A 20,906-nucleotide genomic window follows, 5' to 3' on the forward strand; every position below is an offset into this window, starting at 1 on the left:
AAAGATGGTCCTTATGATTGAGCCGTCACAACGGTTAATCAATTGCTGATTATCGTCTATGAAAAGAAATATTTCATTTAAAACAAGACTTTGGCAGCATTTAGGTGCGAGTGCTGCCAAAGTGTCCGCTGACGCATCAGCGCTTGAGATGCCGCGTCAGGCGGGCTTCGAACCAGGCCCACAGGTTGCGGATGATCTCGACGATCATCAGGTAGAGAAGCGCTGCCCACAGATAGGTCTGATAGTCGAAGGTGCGGGAGAATGCCCGCCGCGTTTCGCCCATCAGGTCGAAGACGGTGACGATCGCGACGATGGCAGAACCCTTTATCATCAGGATGATCTCGTTGCCATAGGGGCGAAGCGCCACGATCAGCGCCTGCGGCAGGATGACCTTGAAGAAGGTCACCCGCTTCGGCAGGCCGAGCGAGGCGGCGCCCTCGTGCTGGCCACGCGGCACGCTTTCGATGGCGCCGCGAAGGATTTCCGCCTGGTAGGCGGCGGTGTTGAGCGTGAAGGTCAGCAGCGCGCAGTTCCAGGCGTCGCGGAAGAAGCCCCACAGACCAAGCGCCTTCAGTTCGGCCGAGAAGCTGCCGAGCCCGTAATAGACGAGAAACAGCTGGGTCAGGAGCGGCGTGCCGCGAAAGAAATAGACATAGCCATAGGCCAGCCAGGACAGCACCTTGTTTTTCGACATCCGGGCAAACGCGATCGGCAGAGAAACGAGCGCCCCGAGCGTCACCGATAGCGAGACCAGCAGAAGCGTAACGCCGAGGCCGGACAGGTAGCTCGGTCCGTACTTGGCGAACTTGTCGGGGTCCCACCCGTCGACGACCGTCAGGAAGATGCCGACGGCCAGCGCAAGCCATATCCCGAGGGCGACGCTGCCGAAGAAGCGGGAGAGCGTATAGGGCTGGGCAGGTGCGGGTGGCGGGGCCTGCGGCGGGATGAGGCTGGTGACGACGCTCATCGGCGTACCTCCGAACGCTTCACGCGGCTTTCAATGGCTGAAAAAGCAAGCGACGACAGGAACGCAAGGACGAGGAACAGCGCGCAGGCGATGCTGTAGAAGAGGAAGGCTTCCTTGGTGACGCGTGCGGCAATTCCGGTCTGCCGCAGGATGTCGGTCAGGCCGACTACGGAAACGAGTGCGGTATCTTTCAACAGCGCCATCCAGAGGTTGCCGAGCCCCGGAAGGGCGACACGGATGAGTTGCGGCAGGATGACGAGGCGCATCGTGCGGCCATGATGCAGGCCGAGCGCGTAGCCGGCCTCGTACTGTCCGCGCGGTATCGCCTTGAAGGCCGACAGCAACACCTCCGAACAATAGGCGGAAAAGACGACGCCCAGCGCGATCATGCCGGCGAAGAAGGCGTTGATCTCGATCGCCCCCTGGTAACCGAGCGCGGAAAGCAGGTTCTGCACGAGAATCTGCAGGCCGTAATAGACGATGAACAGCGTCAGGAGTTCCGGCAGGCCGCGAAAGATGGTGGTGTAGATGTCGGCGGACAGCCGCAGCGAGCGTTCCTGGGATTGCTTGGCCAGCGCTATGAAGAAGCCGAGCAGAAGACCGACCGGCAGCGTCGCGACGGCAAGGCTTGCGGTGACGAGGAAGCCCACCGCGATCTCGTCCCCCCAGCCGGCGTCGCCGCAGGCAAGCAGGGTCCCCTCGGCGAACCAGCGAAACAGGCCGGCCGGACCGCAGAGTGGATCGATGAAACCTAAGAATGCGGAGACCGCCTCCGCTATGGCGGAAAAGAACCCGCTCATGCCAAAAGAACCCCCACGGCGCTTTGCGCTCGTCGTTAAGGCGCCTCGAAACGCCCTTCATTTCAGGCTGTTCTCAAACAAAAAAGACAGGAGGGCAAGCCCTCCCGTCCACAGAATGCCGTTATCGGCCCCTTATCGGCTCACAAAACGCCGGCATGGCCGGGCGGCAGATCACTCGCCGTAGACGTCGAAGGGGAAGTACTTGGCGTTGATTTCCTGGTACTTGCCGCTGGCGCGGATTCCGGCGATGGCCTTGGTGAACTTGTCGGCAAGATCGGTCTCGCCCTTGCGCACCGCTATGCCCGCGCCGTCGCCGTTGATGACCGGGTCGACCGGCAACGTGCCGAGCAGTTTGCAGCATGCGCCGTCATCACTCTTCAGCCATTCGGAAAGCACGACCACGTCATCGATGACGGCGTCGATGCGGCCGTTTGCGATGTCGAGCTTGTACTCGTCGGCCGTCGGATAGAGCTTGAGCTCCGCATCCTTCATATGCGCTTCGGCATAGTTGGAATGGGTGGTCGAGGACTGCGCGCCGAGCATCTTTCCGGCAAGCGCTTCCGGGGTCGCGGCGGTGATGTCGGAGTCCTTCGGGACCACGATCGCCGGCGGCGTGTTATAGTACTTGGCGGAGAAGTCGACCTTCTGCTTTCTCTCTTCGGTGATCGACATCGAAGCGATGATGGCATCGAACTTCTTGGCTTCGAGGGCCGGAATGATGCCGTCCCAGTCCTGGGTGACGAAGGTGCACTCGGCCTTCATCTCTTCGCAAAGCGCCTTGGCAATGTCGATGTCGAAGCCGGTCAGCGTGCCGTCCGCTTCAAGATTGTTGAAGGGCGGGTAGGCGCCTTCGGTTCCGATAATGATTTTTTCACCATCGGCCATCGCAGCACCTGCCATCAGCGTGAAGACGGCGGCGGACGCTGCCATGGTGAGACGTTTTGAAATGCGCATTTCGATCCTCTCTTTTTTGATCCGGCGGGTTTGTTTTCATTTTCGCCGGTATGCGTACGGACGCCGGTGTGGTCCGATTGGGCAGATAATCGACTGCTTACAGAGCAAAAATCAACGGCTAATCGGATGACAAATAAAGTGCCGTCGCAGCCTTGTGGATTTCGGAACCGTTGGTGGCGTCCGACGTTCATTACGAGCCTGCATGAATGTGGAGGTAACGCGGCGTTCATCGGCAGTTCAGCGGGTGTGGATAGGCTCTACGTGACGAACCGGATGCTGCGGTTGAAACACAAAATCGCCCGGAATCATTGATTCACCGCTCGCCACGATGGGATCATCGGAGACAAGGAAGACATTATGGGTAATCGAACCAAACTGCTTGCCACGGTCGCGCTGCCGATTGCGTCGATGCTGTTGCAGCCTGCTTATGCGGCTCCGTATCGCGCCATGCAGCCGGTGGGTGACGCGCAGGGCGTGATTCTCGTCCAGTCGAATGACGGCGATCTTTCCGAAGAGGAGCAGCGCAAGCTGCGCCGTCAGCAGCGTCAGGAACAGCAACAGCAGGGCGGTCAGCAGCAGGAGCGCAAGAAGAACCGCGAGCAGGCGCAGGACGGCGAGCAGAAGTCCGACCGCGAGAAAGCCCGCGAAGAGCGCCGCAAGCAGCGCGAAGCCCAGCAGGGCGGCGGCAACGAAGAACAGGGCAAGCCGAACCGCGAGCGCAAGCAGCGCGACCAGGAGGGCGAGAGCCAGGGCAAGTCTGCACAGCAGGAACAGAAGTCCGACCGCGAGAAGGCCCGCGAGGAGCGCCGCAAGCAGCGCGAAGCCCAGCAGGGCGGCGGCAACGAAGAGCAGGGCAAGCCCAACCGCGAGCGCAAGCAGGCCGAGCAGCAGGGCGAAGGCCAGAGCCGGCCGGCGCAGAAAGAGCAGCAGTCCGACCGCGAGAAGGCCCGCGAGGAGCGCCGCAAGCAGCGCGAAGCCCAGCAGGGCGGCGGCAACGAAGAACAGGGCAAGCCCAACCGCGAGCGCAAGCAGGCCGAGCAGCAGGGCGAAGGCCAGAGCCGGCCGGCGCAGAAAGAGCAGCAGTCCGACCGCGAGAAGGCCCGCGAGGAGCGTCGCAAACAGCGCGAAGCCGATCAGCAGAACCGCAACGACGATCGCAACCAGCCGGACCGGAACGCGTCAGACCGGAACGCCGGGGGACAGGAAGGATGGCGACCGGAAGGATGCCGGCCAGAATCGCGGCGCGCAGGATCGGAACCAGGCCGATCGCGAGAAGTCCGATCGTGAAAAGGCGCGCGAGGAGCGTCGCCAGAAGGCCGAGGCGGATCGCGATCGCCGCACCTCGGAGGACAACCGCGACCGCCCGCGCCGCGAGCGTGATCCCGAGCGCGAGCGCATCGCCCGCGATCCCTCGCGCACGACCAAGACGATCGACCTCCCCGTCGTTGGCGGCGCGGCCGTTCTCGACAGCGACAAGGACGCCGACCGCCGCGCCGGATCGCGCGAGTCCCGGGAGGAAAGCCGCAGGAAGCGCGAGGAAGAGCGCCGCAATGTCAGCGTGCGCGTGCCCCGATCCGATGCCGACGCCCAGGTCGACCGAGACGGCAACCGCCGCAGCTACGAGCGTCGGGAAGCGATCGACCGCGAGCGCGGCGAGCGGCGCGACCGCAGGCCGGACTATCGCGATCCGGACAACGTGCGCATCGGCCGGCGCGAGGACAATCGCGTCATCTACAACATCGACAACCGCACCTTCGTGCGCCACTACGACAGCGACCGCCTGTCGCGCCGGGGCGGCGACACCTACTACGAAAACCTGCGCGGCGGACGCGTCCGCGAAACGATCGAGCGTCCCGGTGGCGTCCGGGTGGTAACGATCCGCAACGAGTACGGCACCGTCATCCAGCGCTCGCGCTTCGTCGGCGATCGGGAATATGTGCTCTACTACGTGCCGGAGGTCGACTACGTGGATGACCGCCCGTTCTATGATCCCGGCCTCGACCTGCCGCCGATGCGCCTCACCGTGCCCGTCGACGAGTACATCATCGACACGTCGTCCGACTACGACCGGGACTACCGCGCGTTCCTCGATCTGCCTCCGGTCGAACCGGTCGAACGCGTCTACACGCTGGACGAAGTGAAGTATTCGGCGCGTATCCGCGACAAGGTCCGCCGCATCGATCTCGACACGATCACGTTTGCGACCGGAAGCGCCGACATCTCGATGGAGCAGGCATCGACGCTGCGGCAGGTCGCCGACGCGATCAACGAAGTGCTCGACGAGGATCCGAGCGAGACCTTCCTGATCGAAGGCCACACCGACGCGGTCGGCTCGGACGAATCGAACCTGATCCTCTCCGACGAGCGGGCGGAAGCGGTGGCGAACCTTCTGACTGACGTCTATGACATTCCGCCGGAGAACCTGTCGACGCAGGGTTACGGCGAGCGCTATCTGAAGGTGGTGACGGACGGGCCGGAACAGCTCAACCGCCGCGTCACCATCCGTCGCGTGACCCCGCTGGTCAAGCCGGTCGCATCGGCGGAGTGAGGCGGGACGTGAAGGGAAATGAGAGGCCGCCGGAGCGATCCGGCGGCCTTTCTATGTCCGGCTCTCGGGCGTATCCAGCCCGACGGTGCGAATGACGAAGTCCGCAATCGCGTCGGTATCGTCGAGATCGAAGACGGGCAGGGCGCTGTCCTCGATGCGATGGTCGGCGGCGATCGCGACGATATGGGGATCCTGCGGCGCCAGTGGCGTCCGGTTGGCGGCCTCCAGCCGCCGCGCCTCGATCTTGGGGATCGGCTCGCGCTTGTAGCCCTCGATCAGCACCAGGTCGCAGGGAGCGATCCGGGCGAGGATGGCCTCGAAGCTCGGCTCGGGCTCGCCGCGCAACTCGTGCATGATGGCAAAGCGGGTGCCGGATACGATCGTCACTTCATGCGCGCCCGCCTGGCGGTGGCGGTAGCTGTCGGCGCCGACCTTGTCGATATCGAAGTCGTGATGCGCATGCTTGATGGTCGACACGCGATAGCCGCGCGAAACGAGCGTCTCGACAAGGCGCACGGCGAGCCCTGTCTTGCCGGAGTTCTTCCAGCCGGCGATACCGAAAATCCGGGGACGTGTTGCCGTCATGGGTCGATTGCTCCCAGCCAGTGCTGCGCGGCGGCGAGATCGGCCCGCGTGTTGATGTTGAAGAACGGATCGAGCCGGCCAAGCCGGGTATCGTGGTCGGGAAAATGCACCTCGTTGGCGCCATGGCGGGCGAGCCAGTCGCGCAGCCGCAGGCTCTGCCCGCCGCTCAGCCAGCGCTCCAGGTCGTCGGCAAGCGAACGCGGCCAGAGCCCGAAGACCGGATGCAGGCCGCCGCTGGAGGCGGCGACGGCGATACGGTCCGGCCGGTCGATTGCGGTGGAAAGCCTGGCGACGAGATCGGCGGGAAAGAACGGGCTGTCGATCGCAACCGTGACGACATGCGAGGCGGGCCAGGCGGCGAGGCTGGCGTAGCGGAGCGACGCGAGGATGCCGCCGAGCGGCCCGCTGCGGCTGTCGTCCAGATCGCCGAACATCGCAAGGCCGAGCGCCTCCAGTTCGGCCGTCCGGTCGTTGGCGTTGATCGCGACGGACGTGACTTGCGGCGTCAGGCGGCGCGTGGCGCGAAGGACGAGCGATTCGGGGCCGAACTGCAGGAGGGCCTTGTTGCGCCCCATGCGGCTGGAGCGGCCTCCCGCAAGGACGACGCCGGGAAATGCCGCGCCGCTGTCTGCCGAATTCTGCAATGCTCTCATTCCTCCAGGACGTCCCAAGCCATTAAGTCTGCTACGCAAATTATAGCAAGTCTTGTCGCTTTCCGCTGCAAGGGCGGGCTGCCGTTGCAGTCTCTCGCCGATGCGCCTGGGCTGCTGCGGACCCGGAACATGCTGCAATGCCGGCTTCGCATTTCGTTAATGTTCGCATCCTATCGTTACGTCACCCGAAAGACCTTCGCATGATGCGACGGATGGCCGGTGCGCGCGATTTTCTCGCAGCGACCGTCGCTTGTTCCTTGCTGCTGCGCCCGAGTTTGCGCCGGCGATCTATTCGAAGGACCGGCGATCCTGCCATTCACGGGGATGCAATCGGACAGAAGAAAAATATCCGGGGAACCCATGTCCATTATCGATCGCATGCTGCAGCGCCGCCGCATCGTCACCAAAGTGCTGCTTTTCGTCATTCCGCTGGTGGTCCTCATCGCCGGCATCGGTCTCGTCGGGTTCTTCACCGCCCGGACGCTGAACGGTCACATGACCGTGACGCGCGAGACGATCAACAGCCTGTCGGACTTCCAGAAACTCAGGACGGCGCTGCAGGATTTCGTCGACGAGCCGACGGAAGCAAACCGCGACGCTCTGAGCGCGCGCGTGGACGACCAGGAAGCCGGCATCGGCACCCTCAACGATCTTCTGCCCGAACAGGGCGAGAAGGAAAAGATCGCCTCGGTCGTCGCGCTTGCGCCGAAGATGCGCGAGGAGACCGACCTTCTCTGGGCCATCAAGGTGGAGCAGGACAAGATCACCAACAATCTCGAGGCAGCACTTTCCGGGCTGACCGAACAGGGGCAGTTCGCCGAAAAGCAGATCGGCGTGATCCGCAGCGAATCCGACGAGAAGGAAAAGTTTGCCCGCACGCTGCTCTTCGATGCCGCCGCCTATCAGGGTCTCGCAGAGCGGGTCGGCAAGTTCCGCAAGCCCGTTGCCCTTGCCATGAAGGCGGAAGACAAGGTCAAGGCCGCCCAGACCTATCTGCCGGCCCTGATCAAGCAGATCGGCGAATCCGAAAAGATCGCCTCGCCCAAGGCGCTCGGGCAGTTCGCGCTGCTGAAGCGGGAGGTCGATGCGATCCAGAAGGTCCTGGCAAGCCCGGACGATGCCGAAGCCAAGAAGCAGGCCTTCACGCCCATTCTGTCCAAACTCTCGAAGTATGACGCGGATTTCGTCAAGGCTGCCCAGGAGAATTCGGACCTCGCGGCCAAGCGGTTTGTAACCATGGACGCGGAGATCGGGCTGCTTAAGTCGCTGATTTCGATCATGAACGACACCTTTACCAGTATCGACCGGACGCGGCTGCATATCAGCGAGTTGCACCGCAAGCTCGACCAGGAGAGCCGGGATCTGATCCTCGCAGATGTGCAGGCTGTCGCGGCGAGTGCTGCCCAGCTTTCGGAGCTTGGCGCCCGCAATGCGGCGCTGCGCGATCTTTCCGGGCGGATCGCGCCTCATCTTGCGGCGATCGAAGATGGATCACAGGCGCTGATCGATGTCGGCCAGCGCTGGCGCGACGCGCGCAGCCTCGGCCGTTCGCTCGTCGCCGACGCCAGCCAGACGCTGGAGGCCTTCGTCAGCAGCGCCCAGGAGGCAGGCAAGCGCGACAGCCAGCGTTCGGCCAATGTCTCCATCATCGCGATGGTGGCAGGAACGCTGCTTGCGATCATCGGCGGCCTGATGCTGGTCGAAACCTTGCGCGGCCCGCTGAAGCGGGTGACCGAGGTCATGTCCCGCCTTGCGAGCGGCGATCTCACCGTGCCGATCGAGGGCCGCAACCGCGGCGACGAGATCGGCGACATGGTGCGCTCCGTGGCGGTGTTCCGCGATGCGGCCGTCGAGAACGTGCGGCTGGAGCAGGAGGCCGAGGCGCAGCGGGCGCAGACGGCGCAGGAGCAGGCCCGACGCGCCGCCGAACAGGCACGCATCGAGGCCGAGCAGATGGAAGCGCTCACGGCCCTCTCCAACGTTCTCGGCAAGCTTGCCGAGGGCGACCTGGAGGAAAGCATGACCGAGACGTTGGCTGCGGAATACGTGACCATGGCCCGCACCTACAACAATGCGGTCGAAGCTCTGCGGGCAACGCTGGCCGACGTCCGGGCGACCACCCTCGAGATCAACGGCGGCGCCGGCAATCTCGCGACTTCCGCCGACGATCTGGCGCGGCGGACAGAGCAACAGGCCGCAGCTCTGGAGGAAAGCTCTCGCGCCCTTCGCCAACTGACCGACATCGTCCGCTCGACCGCCGAAAGCGCCCAGCGCACCGCGCTCTCCGTGGACGAGACGCACGACTATGCGATCCGCTCCAGCGCGGTGGTGACCAAGGCGGTGGAGGCGATGGCGCAGATCAACACCTCTTCCGAGAGGATCAGCACGATCATCGGTGTCATCGACGAGATCGCCTTCCAGACCAACCTTCTGGCGCTCAACGCGGGCGTGGAAGCCGCGCGTGCCGGCGACGCAGGACGGGGATTTGCCGTGGTCGCCCAGGAAGTGCGTGAACTGGCGCAGCGCTGCGCCGGAGCCGCCCGCGAGATCAAGGGGCTGATTTCGGACAGCTCCGCGCAGGTCCGAAACGGCGTGTCGCTGGTGGAAGAGACCGGCAATGCGCTGTCGGTCATCAACGAGCACATCTCGACGATCCACCAACTCGTTGGAAACATCGAGCAGGCGGCGGCCGCACAGTACGAGGGCCTCAACGAGGTGAACGCGGCGGTGCATCAGGTGGAACTGATCACCCAGCAGAATGCCGCGATGGTGGAGGAGAACACGGCCGAAATTCACGGGCTGCGCCGGCGCGTGGAGCTGCTGAACCAGAAGATCGACCGCTTCAAGACGCGAGACTTCGATGGCAGGGACGAACACTACAGGGGCCACTACGCCGCCTGACGGCCATGGCGCCAGAAGCAGCAGACCCCGGCGTTGTTTTGCGTCGGGGTCTCCAGCGAAAGGTTAGCCGCCGGTAACACTCATGTGGCGGGCGACCGCGGGCCGTCGGTTGCGGTCGATGATGAAATCGTGGCCTTTCGGCTTGCGGGTAATCGCCTCGTCGATCGCCTGCGAAAGGAGCGCATCGTCCTCGGATGCGCGCAGCGGCAGGCGCAGGTCGGCGGCGTCATTCTGGCCGAGGCACATGTAGAGTGTGCCCGTGCAGGTGAGGCGAACCCGGTTGCAGCTTTCGCAGAAATTGTGCGTCATCGGCGTGATCAGGCCGAGACGACCACCGGTTTCAGCCACCCGGACATAGCGCGCCGGTCCGCCGGTGCGATAGTCGATGTCAGTCAGGGTGAACTCTTCGCCAAGGCGCTGGCGCATTTCCGACAGGGGCAGATAATGCTCCGTGCGGTCTTCGTCGATCTCGCCCATCGGCATGGTTTCGATCAGGGTCAGGTCCATTCCACGGCCATGGGCCCAGCGCAGCATTGCCGGAATCTCGCGGTCGTTGAAATCCTTCAGCGCCACGGCGTTCAGCTTCACCTTAATCCCGGCTGCCTGCGCCGCATCGATGCCTTCCAGCACCTTCTGAAGGTCGCCCCAGCGGGTGATGGCGCGAAACTTGTCCGGGTCCAGCGTATCGAGCGAGACGTTGATGCGGCGAACGCCGCAATCGGCAAGTTCGGCGGCATGCCTGGAAAGTTGCGATCCGTTCGTCGTCAGCGTCAGTTCGTCAAGGCGGCCAGCCTCTACATGGCGGCCAAGCTCGCGCACCAGGAACATGATGTTCTTGCGGACCAGTGGCTCGCCACCGGTCAGTCGAAGCTTACGAACGCCCTTGTAGATGAAGGCGGAACAGAGCCTGTTCAGCTCCTCCAGCGAAAGGAGATCCTTCTTCGGCAGGAACGTCATGTTCTCTGCCATGCAATAGGTGCAACGGAAGTCGCAGCGATCGGTGACGGAAACACGCAGATAGGTTACGGCGCGGCCGAACGGATCGACCATCGGGGCGTCCGACTGCGGAAGCGCCTGCGCCTTGTCCATCGTGCCTGCGAAACTGTTCAATTTCATGCTCCGTTCTCGCCCGCAATGTTGGGCGGTTGCCGTCAACCGTCAAGGCCGATGCGTGCATTATCTCACGAAATTGAACCTTGCCTACGCCCCGTTCGCGTCATACTGCTGCCCGGACATGCAGGAGAGCGATGATGAGCGAGCACTGGCCGACGGAATTGCGGGTATCAAAGGATCGTCGTTGTTTGACCGTCGCCTTCGACGACGGACAGCGCTTCGGTCTTTCCGCGGAAATGCTGCGCGTCCTTTCGCCGTCGGCGGAAGTGCAGGGGCACGGCCCCGGCCAGCGCGTCACCGTTCCGGGCAAGCGCAACGTCGCCATCCTTGCCGTGACGCCGACGGGCAACTACGCCGTGCGGATCGGCTTCGACGATCTCCACGACACGGGCATCTACACGTGGAGTTATCTGCGCGAACTGGGCGAAAAGGGCGATGAGCTCTTCGCCGCCTACGAGCGCGAGCTGACCGAAAAGGGCATGACCCGCGACCGCGCCGAGAAGCCCCGGTAGGCTTTCTGACCGCGTCCATCATTGCGCGCCGTGACGGCCGCGGCCGATGAGGCATTCGGGGCGTGAGACAGAAGCCTCACTGTTATGCGCCTGTCATGAGAAAGTGCGATCGCGAGGCGAATTGATTGACTGGAGCAAAGCATGACCGTCGTCACGTCCGTCGAACAGCTGAATGCGCTTTATGGCGAGCCCGGAGAAGCCTCGCTGGTCAAGGTCACGAATTTTCTGACGCCGGAGTATCGGGCGATGATCGAGGCTTCGCCGTTCATGGCGCTGGCAACGGTAGGGCCGGATGGTCTCGACTGTTCGCCGCGCGGCGACGCCGGACATGTGATCCATGTCGAGGACGAGCGCACGCTGATGCTGCCGGACTGGCGGGGCAACAACCGTGTCGATTCGCTTTCCAACATCGTCCGCGATCCGCGCGTGGGGCTGCTGTTCCTGATTCCCGGCTCGAACACGACGATGCGCGTCAACGGTCGCGCCGTCCTTCGCATCGACGAGGAACTGACAGGCCGTTTCGAGATGGAGGGGCGCCACCCGCGATCGGTCGTCGTCATCACGGTGGAGGAGGTCTATTCGCAGTGTGCGCGCGCAGTCCTGCGCGCCGACCTGTGGAACCCGGCGAAGCATCGCGATCCGGCGGAACTGCCGAGTGTCGGACAGATGCTGGCGTCCGCAAAGAAAGGCTTTGACGGAGCGGCGTACGACAGGGAGTGGCCCGGCCGCGCGGCGACGACCATGTGGTAGGGACAGGGGCAAGAGCCTGCTGCAGCTCGTCTTTTTGGCGGGACGCGTGCCCCCGGAATTGCCTCTCGGCATCCGGAGACACGCACCCAGGTGCCCCACCTGTCGCACGAACGCTGCAGTGCCGGGAGGCCGTCGGGCGTTCGGTGCGATGAACCGTTCTACCGTCCGGCGTGCCGCGTTGCGGTTTCCAGCGGAACTGCGCGAAAAAAAGACGACGCCTTGGGCGCCGTCGATCTGTCCGCAAGATAGGGAGAATGTGTCGAGACCCGGCCGCCGCCTTCGGCGGGCCGCCGCTACTTTCGATAGATGAGCCAGCTCTTGGAGAATTCCTTCTTCATCCCGTCCTCATAGGCCATCGTGCGGTTGCGGCCGGCATTCTTGGCGCAGTAGAGCGCAATGTCGGCCTTGCTGTAGAGCTCGGCCGGCGCTTCCGCATCGGCTGCCATGCACAGGCCGATCGAGATGGTGATCGGGCCGTAGTTCACGCCGGTCTTGGAGTTCTTGAACGGCGTGTGCTCAAGCGCGATGCGCACCCGTTCGGCGATCGTCATGACCTCGTCCTGGCTGTTGCCCTCGATGATCATGGCGAATTCCTCGCCGCCGGTGCGGGCGATGAAGATATCCTTGCGGAGGCTGGCGCGAATGATGCTGCCGACCGAGGCGAGAATCTTGTCTCCGACGGGATGGCCGTAGGTGTCGTTGATCTTCTTGAAATGATCGATGTCGGCCAGCACCAGCGCGGTGACGTTGAGCAGCATCGCATTGTCGTAGATCGCGGCCAGCTTGTCGTCGAAGGCGCGCCGGTTGGACAGCTGCGTCAGCGAATCCGTGTGGGCGATGCGCTTGTATTCGTCCAGCTCGCGGCGGACGACCGCCATTTCCAGCGACGTCTGCGTGACGTTCTCGACCATGTTGCGTCCTTGCGAGATCGAGTCGCCGGTTGCATCGGAGAGGACGTCGATCGCGCTGCGGATGATCTCGGTGCTGGTCGTGTTCTTGTTGCTGATCCGGCTATAGGTCTCGTCGAGGATGCGGTTGTAGCTTTCCAGCGAGGTCTGCTCCTGCTTCAGCAGATGCAGGAGGCCTTCCAGCTGTGCCACCATCTTGGTGTGCGCACCGTCTATGGCCTCGGCGCGGTGGTGGTGGCCGAAGTACTGGCGGCCGATCGCATCGAGCTCCTCCTGAGAGGCGCGGTTGCCGAGCGCGGCGATCTCCCGCGTCAGCTTGGGATTGGAACCGATATAGGCCTCGTAGAAAAGCTCGTAGTTCCTGGGAATGGGAGCGATGCCCATTACGCGCATCGCATAGGTCACTTGCGCTGCGATGTCCGGTACCTGGACTTTCTGCGCAACGGACGTGTTCATCTTCCGCTCCTATCGGGTTCCCTTATTCTGGTGTGTCAAATTAGGGAGAAAAGATTTGGAAACGATTAACGATCTTGTGGTTGCCGCGGCCAGCCGGACAAACAAATGCGGCCCGGCGGGATGTCCGCAGGGCCGCTGATGTTCCTGACCGGTTAATGTTCTGCCGACCTCAGCCGGGCATGATCATCTTTTCAGGGCGCACGATCGCGTCGAACTCCTCGTTGGTGACGTAACCGCCGCCAACCGCCTCTTCGCGCAGCGTCGTGCCGTTCTTGTGGGCCGTCTTGGCGATCTTGGCCGCATTGTCGTAGCCGATCTTGGGGGCGAGCGCCGTCACCAGCATCAGCGAGCGTTCCAGCGCCGCCTTGATGTTGTCCTCGCGCGCCTCGATGCCGACCACGCAGTTGTCGGTGAAGGAGACGGCGGCGTCGGCGAGCAACTGGACCGACTGCAGGAAGTTGTAGGCCATCAACGGGTTGTAGACGTTGAGCTCGAAGTGGCCCTGGCTGCCGGCAAAGGTCAGCGCAGTCTGGTTGCCGAAGACCTGGATGCAGACCTGCGTCAGCGCTTCGCACTGGGTCGGGTTGACCTTGCCGGGCATGATCGACGAGCCGGGCTCGTTCTCCGGCAGCGACAGTTCGCCGAGGCCGGAGCGGGGACCGGATCCGAGCAGGCGGATGTCGTTTGCGATCTTGAAGAGGGCAGCAGCGGCCGAGTTGATGGCGCCGTGCGAGAAGACCATCGAATCATGCGCTGCGAGCGCTTCGAACTTGTTGGGAGCGGTCTTGAAGTCGAGGCCGGTGATCGTTGCGATTTCCTCGGCCACCTTCTCGGCGAAGCCGACCGGGGCGTTGAGCCCGGTTCCGACGGCCGTGCCGCCCTGCGCCAGTTCCATCAGGCCCGGCAGCGTCATCTCGATGCGCGCGATCGAGGAGGCGACCTGCGCGGCATAGCCGGAGAATTCCTGGCCGAGCGTGAGGGGGGTGGCGTCCTGGGTGTGGGTGCGGCCGATCTTGATGATGTGTTCAAATGCCTTCACCTTGGCCTCGAGCGCCGCATGCAGGTGCTTCAGCGAGGGCAGGAGGTGGTGAACGATGCGCTCGGCGCAGGCGATGTGCATGGCCGTCGGATAGGTGTCGTTCGACGACTGGCTCATGTTGACGTGGTCGTTCGGATGAACGGGCTTCTTGGAGCCCATCTCGCCGCCCAGCATCTCGATGGCGCGGTTGGAGATGACTTCGTTGGCGTTCATGTTCGACTGCGTGCCCGAACCGGTCTGCCAGACGACGAGGGGGAAATGGTCGTCGAGCTTGCCGTCGATCACTTCCTGGGACGCAGCGATGATCGCTTCGCCGACCTTCGGATCCAGACGGCCGAGAGCCATGTTGGCGCGCGCTGCCGCCTGTTTGACGATGCCAAGTGCGCGGACGACGGAAAGGGGCTGCTTTTCCCAGCCGATCTTGAAGTTGCCGAGCGAACGCTGCGCCTGTGCTCCCCAGTAGCGGCTGTTGTCGACTTCGATAGGGCCGAACGTATCGGTCTCCGTGCGCGTAGATGTCATTTCGTTTCCCGCTTTGATCCATGCGTTTTACGGGTCGGCGCGCCGACCGCCGCATGGAGGCGGGTGCCGCCGGACTGCGCGCTGCCAGCAATGGCACCGTGCCTTAAATCCGGGCATTCTCTGGCCCATAACGGCCGGCCTTGTAAAGAGGCCGGCGGGCTGCGGCGCCTCAGTCTCTCGGTAAAATCGATTAGTGCGGATATCGCACGCGACGGTCTCGACTCGCCACGTCAAAGGCTGTGGCCGATGCGCGACACCCGCCACATTTTGTTGGTCGTGCCATATCCGGACGGGTTTCGGCTTGGGTCGCAACGACGGCTGCTGCGGAATATTTGTGTTGTTTTTCAAATTTTTGTGCCCGCTGGCGCGTCCATGTGAACGATCCCGGGCTGGTGCATCGGGCGCGGCCGGCACGGTCGCGTTTCCTTTTCATTCACTATCCCGTCCTATAGTTTCCGCACTCGCTCGCTCGGGTGCAAACCAGTTCGTGGCCGCCACCGGCGGTACAGGGGAATGAAGCAGATATGACGTTCAAGAAGTCCACGGCGCTCACGGCGCTCATGATCACCTGCGCGGTTGCAGTTGTCGACGTGGCGCCTGCATATGCGGCGCAGCCCAATCTTCTGGATTTCCTGTTCGGCAAGCGCAAGAAGCAGGAAGAGGCGCCGCCACCGGGTGTCATGGGCCAGGGTGCACAGGCAGCCCAGCCGGCGCCGACAAAACCGGCACCGCTGCCGCGCGTGATCGGACCGCGCTACTATAGCTACAAGGCGGAACCCTTGCAGGCGATCGCGCTGGACCGGCTTTCCGATCCGGTTGTGACGGGTTCCATAGAGGATGGTGCAGTCGAAGTGGCGCAGCATACGCCCGAAGGGGAGATCCGTCGCGAGTTCTCCACCGTCAAGGCCTTCGCTCCCGCAGAGAGTGCAAAGGCCGTCGAGGAATTCTACACCCACAATCCGCAGCTCATCTGGATTTCCGGCAACCAGATCAATGATCGGGCGCGCGCAGCCCTTGCCGTTCTCGCCGACGCAGGCTCGGTCGGTCTCGACCCGCAGGACTACGCCGTCGAAGTGCCTTCCGCAGTCTTCGATAGCGCCGATTCTGCCGCACGTTATCAGGAGCTCGCAGCGTTCGAGGTCAATCTGTCTTCGGCGGTTGCGACGTATGTGCTCGATACGGTTCGCGGGCGGATCAATCCGAACCGGATTTCCGGCTACCATGATTTCCAGCGCAAGGAGGTCAACCTCGTTGCAGCGCTGAAGATCCTGGCGCTGAGCCCCGACGTCGCGGCCTATCTGAAGAGCCGCGAGCCTTCGGGCAACCATTTCAAGGCGCTGAAGGCCGAGCTAAAGGCGCTGAAGGCCGAGGAGGGCGCGAGCGATCCCGTTGTGATTGCCGCCGGCACGCTTCTGAAGCCGGGCCAAAGCAATCCGGAACTGGCCAACATCGTCAAGGGCGTCATCCAGCACGGCTCCGATGCCCTCAAGACCGAACAGGCCGCCACGATTGCGGCCTATGCCGGAACACCGGAATACACGCCGGAACTCGTGACCCTCATCGAGGCCTTCCAGAAGGAACGCGGCCTGAAGCCCGACGGCGTCGTCGGCCAGGCGACCATTCGCCACCTGACGGGCGGCGATAGCGTCGCCGACAAGATCTTCAAGGTGCAGGTGGCGATGGAGCAGGCGCGCTGGCTGCCGGCCGAACTCGGTTCGCGCTACGTCTTCATCAACCAGCCGGCCTACATGGCCTACTACCACGACAAGGATGCCGAGCAGTTCTCCATGCGCGTGGTCGTGGGTTCGAAGTCGAACCAGACTTACTTCTTCCAGGACGAAATCCAGACGGTGGAGTACAACCCCTATTGGGGCGTTCCGCAGTCGATCATCATCAACGAGATGCTACCGAAGTTGCGCTCCGACCCCTCCTATCTGGACCGGATGGGCTATCAGGTCGAGGTAAACGGGCGGGCGGTCGCCTCCTCGCAGATCAACTGGAATTCGACCAAGGGTGTCGCTGTCCGCCAGCCTCCCGGTGACGACAATGCACTTGGGGAATTGAAGATCCTGTTCCCGAACGCGCATGCGATCTACATGCACGACACGCCCTCCAAGAGCTTCTTCAACAAGGATATGCGGGCGTTGAGCCACGGCTGCGTGCGTCTGGCCGAGCCGCGCGTGATGGCGGCGGCGGTGCTCGGCACTACCGTCGACCAGGTCGGTGCGGAGATTGCCAAGGGCCGCAACAAGGCCGTCAGCGTGCCGGAGCGGATTCCCGTCTACGTCTCCTACTTCACCGCCTGGCCAAACAAGGATGGCAAGGTCGAGTTCTTCGAAGACGTCTATGGCCGCGACAACTATATGCGCAAGGCAATGGAGGCGACGCGTTCCGCCCGCCAGGTCCAGAGCTGACATCGCTGCTGTCCAGCGCCTTATGCACATCAAAAACGGCCCGCTCCATTCTTCTGAGCGGGCCGTTTCCGTCTGTGCTTTGTCTTCTGCTCAGGCGGCAGCGGAGCGTTCGATCAGCGCTTCCACGAGCTCCGGTCGAAGCTCATCGAAGCTCTCGATGACGTGATTCGGTTCCAGCTGGGCGACGGGAACGTCGGAGTAGCCGAAGGGAACGCCGATGGAGGGAACGCCGGCATTGCGGGCGACGAGCATGTCGTTGAGGCTGTCGCCGATCATCACGGATCTGTCCGAAACACCGCCGGCGAGCTGGATCGTCTCGAGAAGATGAGCTGCGTTCGGCTTGCGGACGGAGAACGTGTCGCCGCCGGTAATCGCGGAGAAACGGGGGGTGAGCTGCAGCCCGTCGATCAGCCGCCGCGCCAGCCCCTCCATCTTGTTGGTGCAGACCGCGAGCCGGAAGCCGGCGCCTTCGAGGCGATCAAGTGCCGCAACCAGTCCGGGATAGGGCAGGGAAGCACCTGGCATGCCCGCTGCATAATGATCGACAAACACCTTCAAGTAGGACGGCAGGTCGCGCTCGGTCAGCGTTTCGCCGCGCAGTTCGAAGGCGCGCTGGATCATCACCTGCCCGCCATGCCCCACGAGGAAGGTCAGATCGTCGTAGCTGACGGGTGGAAGACCGGCCGTGCCGATCGTGTGGTTGAGGCTGGCAATGAGGTCGGGGGCGGTATCGACGAGGGTACCGTCGAGGTCGAAGACGACAAGAGGAGCGGTCACGGTCTGTCTTTCTGCTGGAGGTCCTGCCTGCGGAGGTAAGCGATCGATGCGACGAATGCAAATTGTCTCGCCCGCCACTTGCTCTCGATGGCTGTCGGAACGCCGAATTTGGCTTTCGCTCGTGCGTTAGGGCGTGTAAGTGTCGATCCGGAAATCCGCCGGAGAGCGGCGGGAAGCGCAAGAGGAGCGAGAGGCGGATGGACGCCCGCGAAATGAAGATCAAGGCGGCGGATACCGCTTTGTCCTATGTCGAAGACGGCATGCGGCTGGGAATTGGTACCGGGTCGACTGCGGAGGAGTTTGTTCGACTCCTCGCCGAACGCGTTGCCGACGGTCTTTCGGTTGTCGGGGTACCGACGTCCGAGCGGACTGCTCGTCTCTGCGTCGAGCTCGGCGTTCCGCTCATGTCGCTCGATGAATTGCCGGAACTCGATCTCACCATCGACGGCGCAGACGAGGTCGATGGCAAGCTGAGCCTGATCAAGGGCGGCGGTGGCGCGCTGCTTCGGGAGAAGATCGTCGCCAGCGCCTCAAGCCGCATGATTGTGATTGCCGACGAGAGCAAGGTCGTCGAAACGCTCGGCGCATTCAAGCTGCCGATCGAGGTCAATCCCTTCGGCATCGTCACCACGCGGCTTGCGGTCGAAAGGACGGCGGCGAGGCTCGGACTGTCGGGCGCCATCGAGATCCGGCGTTCCGGAGGCAGTGTCTTCACGACCGACGGCGGCCACCATATTCTCGACGCATCATTTGGCCGTATTCCTGATGCAGAGGCGCTTGCAACCGCGTTGAACGCGATTCCAGGCGTCGTGGAACAAGGCTTGTTCATAAACATGGCGTCGATTGCCATCATTGCCGGGGCGGCAGGTGTGCGGACGCTGAAAGCGGACAGTTAGACAGGAGCTATGACCACCATGACCATTTTTGCCGGCCTTGGCCGCACTCTTGCCGCAACGCTCGTTGCTTCGGCGACTTTCGCAGGGACTGTCCTGGCGCAGGACGCAACCGAAGAGCAGATCCAGGCGGCCCGCGCCGCTATGAACGCACTCGATGCCACCGCACAGTTCGATTCGATCCTACCGCAGATCGCAGAACGGCTGAAGGGCACCCTGATCCAGTCCACGCCGAACTATGGCGATCTGATCAACAAGACGGTCGACGAACAAGCGCTGGCGCTGGCGCCGCGCCGCGCCGACCTTGAGCGGGAAGTGGCCAACATCTATGCAAAGACCTTCACGGTCGATGAGTTGAAGGCAATCGCCGACTTCTACAACTCTTCCGCCGGCAAGAAGCTGCTGCAGTCGGGCCCGCTCGCCGCCCGCGAGGTCATCAAGGCAGCCGACATCTGGGCAGCCGGCATTTCCCGCGATCTTGCCGTCAACAGCGACAAGAAGCTCGAAGCCGATATCGGGGCACTGAAGCAGGCGGAAGGCCAGCAGGCGCAGTAAGCGCTGCCGGATCCCTTGCCATCTGTCGATTTTTGAAAGCCCGGAGCGATCCGGGCTTTTCATTTTGCTGCCGCACAACCTATATCACAGCCGTCGCGACTTCCGTTCGCCGCCTACCGCCTCAACATGACAGGGAGCTTCATGATGCCCGCCTTCGACTATGACCTCTTCGTGATCGGCGGTGGCTCGGGCGGCGTTCGCAGCGGCAGGCTTGCGGCCGCAATGGGCAAGAAGGTGGCGATTGCCGAGGAGTTCCGCTACGGCGGGACCTGCGTCATCCGGGGCTGCGTGCCGAAAAAGCTCTACGTCTATGCCGCGCAGTTTCACGAGCATTTCGAAGATGCCGCCGGTTTCGGCTGGGGTGTCGGCGAGACGCGGTTCGACTGGAAAAAGCTGGTTGCGGCGAAGGAGCAGGAGATCACGCGCCTGGAAGGCCTCTATCGCAAGGGGCTCGACAACGCCGGCGCCGAGATCCTCAACACGCGCGCCGTTCTGACCGGCCCGCATTCCGTCCGGCTCGCGGCGGACGACCGGTTGGTGACGGCCGAACGGATCATGATCGCCACCGGCGGCCACCCGACGCCGCACAGGGACCTGCCGGGCCACGAACTCTGCATCACCTCGAACGAAGCGTTCGACCTGCCCGAACTGCCGAAATCGATCCTGATCGCCGGAGGCGGCTACATCGCCGTCGAATTCGCGAACATCTTCCATGGGCTCGGCGTGGACACGACGCTGATCTACCGGGGCAAGGAGATCCTTTCCCGCTTCGACCAGGATATGCGCCAGGGCCTGCACAAGGCGATGACCGCCAAGGGCATCCGTATCCTGTGCGAGGATCTGCTGCAGAACGTTGCCGCGGATGCCGATGGCCGGCGCCACGTCCGCACGCTCAAGGGCGAGGATCTCGTTGTCGACCAGGTCATGCTGGCGCTGGGCCGCGTGCCGAACACGACGGACCTGGGACTGGAGGCGGCCGGCGTCGAGACCGACGCCCGGGGCGCCATCGTCGTGGACGCGTACTCCCGCACCAACGTTCCCGGCATCTTCGCGATCGGGGACGTGACAGATCGCGTGCAGCTGACGCCTGTGGCGATTCATGAGGCGATGTGCTTCATCGAGACGGAATTCCGCGGCCGGCCGACCTCTCCAGACCACGATCTGATCCCGACTGCGGTCTTCTCCCAGCCGGAGATCGGCACCGTCGGCATGAGCGAGGAGGCTGCGGCAAAGGCGTATTCGGAAATCGAGGTCTATCGCGCCGAGTTCCGGCCGATGAAGGCGACGCTTTCGGGGCGGCAGGAGCGCATGATCATGAAGATCGTCGTCAACGCCGAAGACCGCAGGGTGCTCGGCGTGCATGTGCTCGGCCATGACGCCGGCGAGATGGCCCAGCTCCTCGGCATTGCGCTCAAGGCCGGTTGCACCAAGGACGATTTCGACCGGACGATGGCCGTTCATCCGACGGCGGCGGAGGAGCTTGTGACGATGTATCAGCCGAGCTACCGAGTGAGCAACGGCCAGCGGCTGTGAAGCCGGATGCCCCGGCTATGCAAGCG

18 protein-coding genes are annotated in these 20,906 nt (G+C 63.3%); 9 read left to right on the forward strand and 9 right to left on the reverse strand.

Features of this window, described 5'->3' with window-relative positions; translation table 11 throughout:
• Positions 1–136: 136 nt before the first annotated feature.
• The 3 genes from CRO48_RS08830 to CRO48_RS08840 form a co-directional block, all read right to left on the reverse strand.
• On the reverse strand, positions 137–967 hold the full coding sequence (locus tag CRO48_RS08830; protein WP_097138272.1) for an ABC transporter permease: 831 nt from the start codon (positions 965–967) through the stop codon (positions 137–139).
• A complete protein-coding gene (locus tag CRO48_RS08835) occupies positions 964–1,767 on the reverse strand; it encodes an ABC transporter permease (protein WP_097138274.1) in 804 nt (267 codons plus the stop codon). Before CRO48_RS08835 ends, CRO48_RS08830 begins: the two co-directional genes overlap by 4 nt.
• 171 nt (positions 1,768–1,938) lie before the next feature.
• Entirely contained in the window at positions 1,939–2,721 is a 783-nt protein-coding gene (locus tag CRO48_RS08840; protein WP_097138277.1) for an ABC transporter substrate-binding protein, read from the reverse strand.
• 357 nt (positions 2,722–3,078) lie between these two features.
• Between CRO48_RS08840 and CRO48_RS32130 the strand changes: the two genes are divergently transcribed.
• Both CRO48_RS32130 and CRO48_RS32135 read left to right on the forward strand, forming a co-directional pair.
• Positions 3,079–4,008 carry a hypothetical protein gene (locus CRO48_RS32130; RefSeq protein WP_176526697.1) on the forward strand — a complete coding sequence of 310 codons (930 nt, stop codon included), beginning with the start codon at positions 3,079–3,081 and terminating at the stop codon, positions 4,006–4,008.
• Positions 4,009–4,279: 271 nt separating this feature from the next.
• The gene (locus CRO48_RS32135) at positions 4,280–5,269 is read left to right on the forward strand and encodes an OmpA family protein (RefSeq protein WP_176526698.1); all 990 of its coding nucleotides are present in this window, start codon (positions 4,280–4,282) and stop codon (positions 5,267–5,269) included.
• Between the two features lie 51 nt (positions 5,270–5,320).
• Here the strand turns inward: CRO48_RS32135 and mobB are convergent, their stop codons facing one another.
• Positions 5,321–5,854 (reverse strand): molybdopterin-guanine dinucleotide biosynthesis protein B, encoded by a 534-nt coding sequence (gene mobB / locus CRO48_RS08850; protein ID WP_097138281.1) that lies wholly within the window; start codon positions 5,852–5,854, stop codon positions 5,321–5,323.
• Positions 5,851–6,498: a molybdenum cofactor guanylyltransferase MobA gene (gene mobA / locus CRO48_RS08855; RefSeq protein ID WP_245423472.1), complete on the reverse strand. Its 648-nt coding sequence runs from the start codon at positions 6,496–6,498 to the stop codon at positions 5,851–5,853. The genes mobB and mobA overlap by 4 nt, the downstream gene beginning before the upstream one ends.
• A gap of 369 nt (positions 6,499–6,867) precedes the next feature.
• Here mobA and CRO48_RS08860 point away from each other — a divergent pair, with 369 nt between their 5' ends.
• Positions 6,868–9,408 carry a methyl-accepting chemotaxis protein gene (locus CRO48_RS08860; protein ID WP_097138286.1) on the forward strand — a complete coding sequence of 847 codons (2,541 nt, stop codon included), beginning with the start codon at positions 6,868–6,870 and terminating at the stop codon, positions 9,406–9,408.
• A 63-nt stretch (positions 9,409–9,471) separates the two neighbouring features.
• Here the strand turns inward: CRO48_RS08860 and moaA are convergent, their stop codons facing one another.
• On the reverse strand, positions 9,472–10,497 hold the full coding sequence (gene moaA / locus CRO48_RS08865) for a GTP 3',8-cyclase MoaA (protein ID WP_097138741.1): 1,026 nt from the start codon (positions 10,495–10,497) through the stop codon (positions 9,472–9,474).
• A 161-nt stretch (positions 10,498–10,658) separates the two neighbouring features.
• Between moaA and CRO48_RS08870 the strand changes: the two genes are divergently transcribed.
• Positions 10,659–11,033, forward strand: coding sequence for a gamma-butyrobetaine hydroxylase-like domain-containing protein (locus CRO48_RS08870; RefSeq protein ID WP_097138743.1), 375 nt, complete (start codon positions 10,659–10,661; stop codon positions 11,031–11,033).
• Between the two features lie 141 nt (positions 11,034–11,174).
• Positions 11,175–11,783, forward strand: coding sequence for a pyridoxamine 5'-phosphate oxidase family protein (locus CRO48_RS08875; protein WP_097138288.1), 609 nt, complete (start codon positions 11,175–11,177; stop codon positions 11,781–11,783).
• A gap of 293 nt (positions 11,784–12,076) precedes the next feature.
• Here CRO48_RS08875 and CRO48_RS08880 read toward each other — a convergent pair whose 3' ends face one another.
• Both CRO48_RS08880 and fumC read right to left on the reverse strand, forming a co-directional pair.
• Positions 12,077–13,147, reverse strand: coding sequence for a GGDEF domain-containing protein (locus CRO48_RS08880; RefSeq protein WP_097138291.1), 1,071 nt, complete (start codon positions 13,145–13,147; stop codon positions 12,077–12,079).
• A 169-nt stretch (positions 13,148–13,316) separates the two neighbouring features.
• Positions 13,317–14,708 carry a class II fumarate hydratase gene (fumC, locus tag CRO48_RS08885; RefSeq protein WP_097138293.1) on the reverse strand — a complete coding sequence of 464 codons (1,392 nt, stop codon included), beginning with the start codon at positions 14,706–14,708 and terminating at the stop codon, positions 13,317–13,319.
• A gap of 524 nt (positions 14,709–15,232) precedes the next feature.
• On the opposite strand from fumC, the gene CRO48_RS08890 reads away from it, so the two are divergent.
• Entirely contained in the window at positions 15,233–17,122 is a 1,890-nt protein-coding gene (locus CRO48_RS08890) for a L,D-transpeptidase family protein (protein WP_097138295.1), read from the forward strand.
• Positions 17,123–17,212: 90 nt separating this feature from the next.
• On the opposite strand, the gene CRO48_RS08895 is transcribed toward CRO48_RS08890, so the two are convergent.
• On the reverse strand, positions 17,213–17,899 hold the full coding sequence (locus tag CRO48_RS08895; RefSeq protein ID WP_097138297.1) for an HAD family hydrolase: 687 nt from the start codon (positions 17,897–17,899) through the stop codon (positions 17,213–17,215).
• 197 nt (positions 17,900–18,096) lie between these two features.
• Here CRO48_RS08895 and rpiA point away from each other — a divergent pair, with 197 nt between their 5' ends.
• The 3 genes from rpiA (at position 18,097) to gor (ending at position 20,880) form a co-directional block, all read left to right on the forward strand.
• Positions 18,097–18,795 (forward strand): ribose-5-phosphate isomerase RpiA, encoded by a 699-nt coding sequence (gene rpiA, locus CRO48_RS08900; protein ID WP_097138299.1) that lies wholly within the window; start codon positions 18,097–18,099, stop codon positions 18,793–18,795.
• An 18-nt stretch (positions 18,796–18,813) separates the two neighbouring features.
• The gene (locus CRO48_RS08905; protein WP_097138746.1) at positions 18,814–19,347 is read left to right on the forward strand and encodes a DUF2059 domain-containing protein; all 534 of its coding nucleotides are present in this window, start codon (positions 18,814–18,816) and stop codon (positions 19,345–19,347) included.
• A gap of 144 nt (positions 19,348–19,491) precedes the next feature.
• Positions 19,492–20,880, forward strand: coding sequence for a glutathione-disulfide reductase (gor, locus tag CRO48_RS08910; protein ID WP_097138748.1), 1,389 nt, complete (start codon positions 19,492–19,494; stop codon positions 20,878–20,880).
• Positions 20,881–20,906: the final 26 nt, after the last annotated feature.

It is taken from the genome of Rhizobium subbaraonis (genome assembly GCF_900220975.1).
Classification (GTDB): Bacteria; Pseudomonadota; Alphaproteobacteria; order Rhizobiales; family Rhizobiaceae; genus Mycoplana; species Mycoplana subbaraonis.

Coding starts and splice junctions, on each gene's coding strand:
- CRO48_RS08830 (WP_097138272.1), bottom strand. CDS start 967: ATGAGCGTCGTCACCAGCCTCATCCCGCCGCAGGCCCCGCCACCCGCA.
- CRO48_RS08835 (WP_097138274.1), bottom strand. CDS start 1,767: ATGAGCGGGTTCTTTTCCGCCATAGCGGAGGCGGTCTCCGCATTCTTA.
- CRO48_RS08840 (WP_097138277.1), bottom strand. CDS start 2,721: ATGCGCATTTCAAAACGTCTCACCATGGCAGCGTCCGCCGCCGTCTTC.
- CRO48_RS32130 (WP_176526697.1), top strand. CDS start 3,079: ATGGGTAATCGAACCAAACTGCTTGCCACGGTCGCGCTGCCGATTGCG.
- mobB (WP_097138281.1), bottom strand. CDS start 5,854: ATGACGGCAACACGTCCCCGGATTTTCGGTATCGCCGGCTGGAAGAAC.
- CRO48_RS08860 (WP_097138286.1), top strand. CDS start 6,868: ATGTCCATTATCGATCGCATGCTGCAGCGCCGCCGCATCGTCACCAAA.
- moaA (WP_097138741.1), bottom strand. CDS start 10,497: ATGGACAAGGCGCAGGCGCTTCCGCAGTCGGACGCCCCGATGGTCGAT.
- CRO48_RS08870 (WP_097138743.1), top strand. CDS start 10,659: ATGAGCGAGCACTGGCCGACGGAATTGCGGGTATCAAAGGATCGTCGT.
- CRO48_RS08875 (WP_097138288.1), top strand. CDS start 11,175: ATGACCGTCGTCACGTCCGTCGAACAGCTGAATGCGCTTTATGGCGAG.
- CRO48_RS08880 (WP_097138291.1), bottom strand. CDS start 13,147: ATGAACACGTCCGTTGCGCAGAAAGTCCAGGTACCGGACATCGCAGCG.
- fumC (WP_097138293.1), bottom strand. CDS start 14,708: ATGACATCTACGCGCACGGAGACCGATACGTTCGGCCCTATCGAAGTC.
- CRO48_RS08890 (WP_097138295.1), top strand. CDS start 15,233: ATGACGTTCAAGAAGTCCACGGCGCTCACGGCGCTCATGATCACCTGC.
- rpiA (WP_097138299.1), top strand. CDS start 18,097: ATGGACGCCCGCGAAATGAAGATCAAGGCGGCGGATACCGCTTTGTCC.
- CRO48_RS08905 (WP_097138746.1), top strand. CDS start 18,814: ATGACCATTTTTGCCGGCCTTGGCCGCACTCTTGCCGCAACGCTCGTT.
- gor (WP_097138748.1), top strand. CDS start 19,492: ATGCCCGCCTTCGACTATGACCTCTTCGTGATCGGCGGTGGCTCGGGC.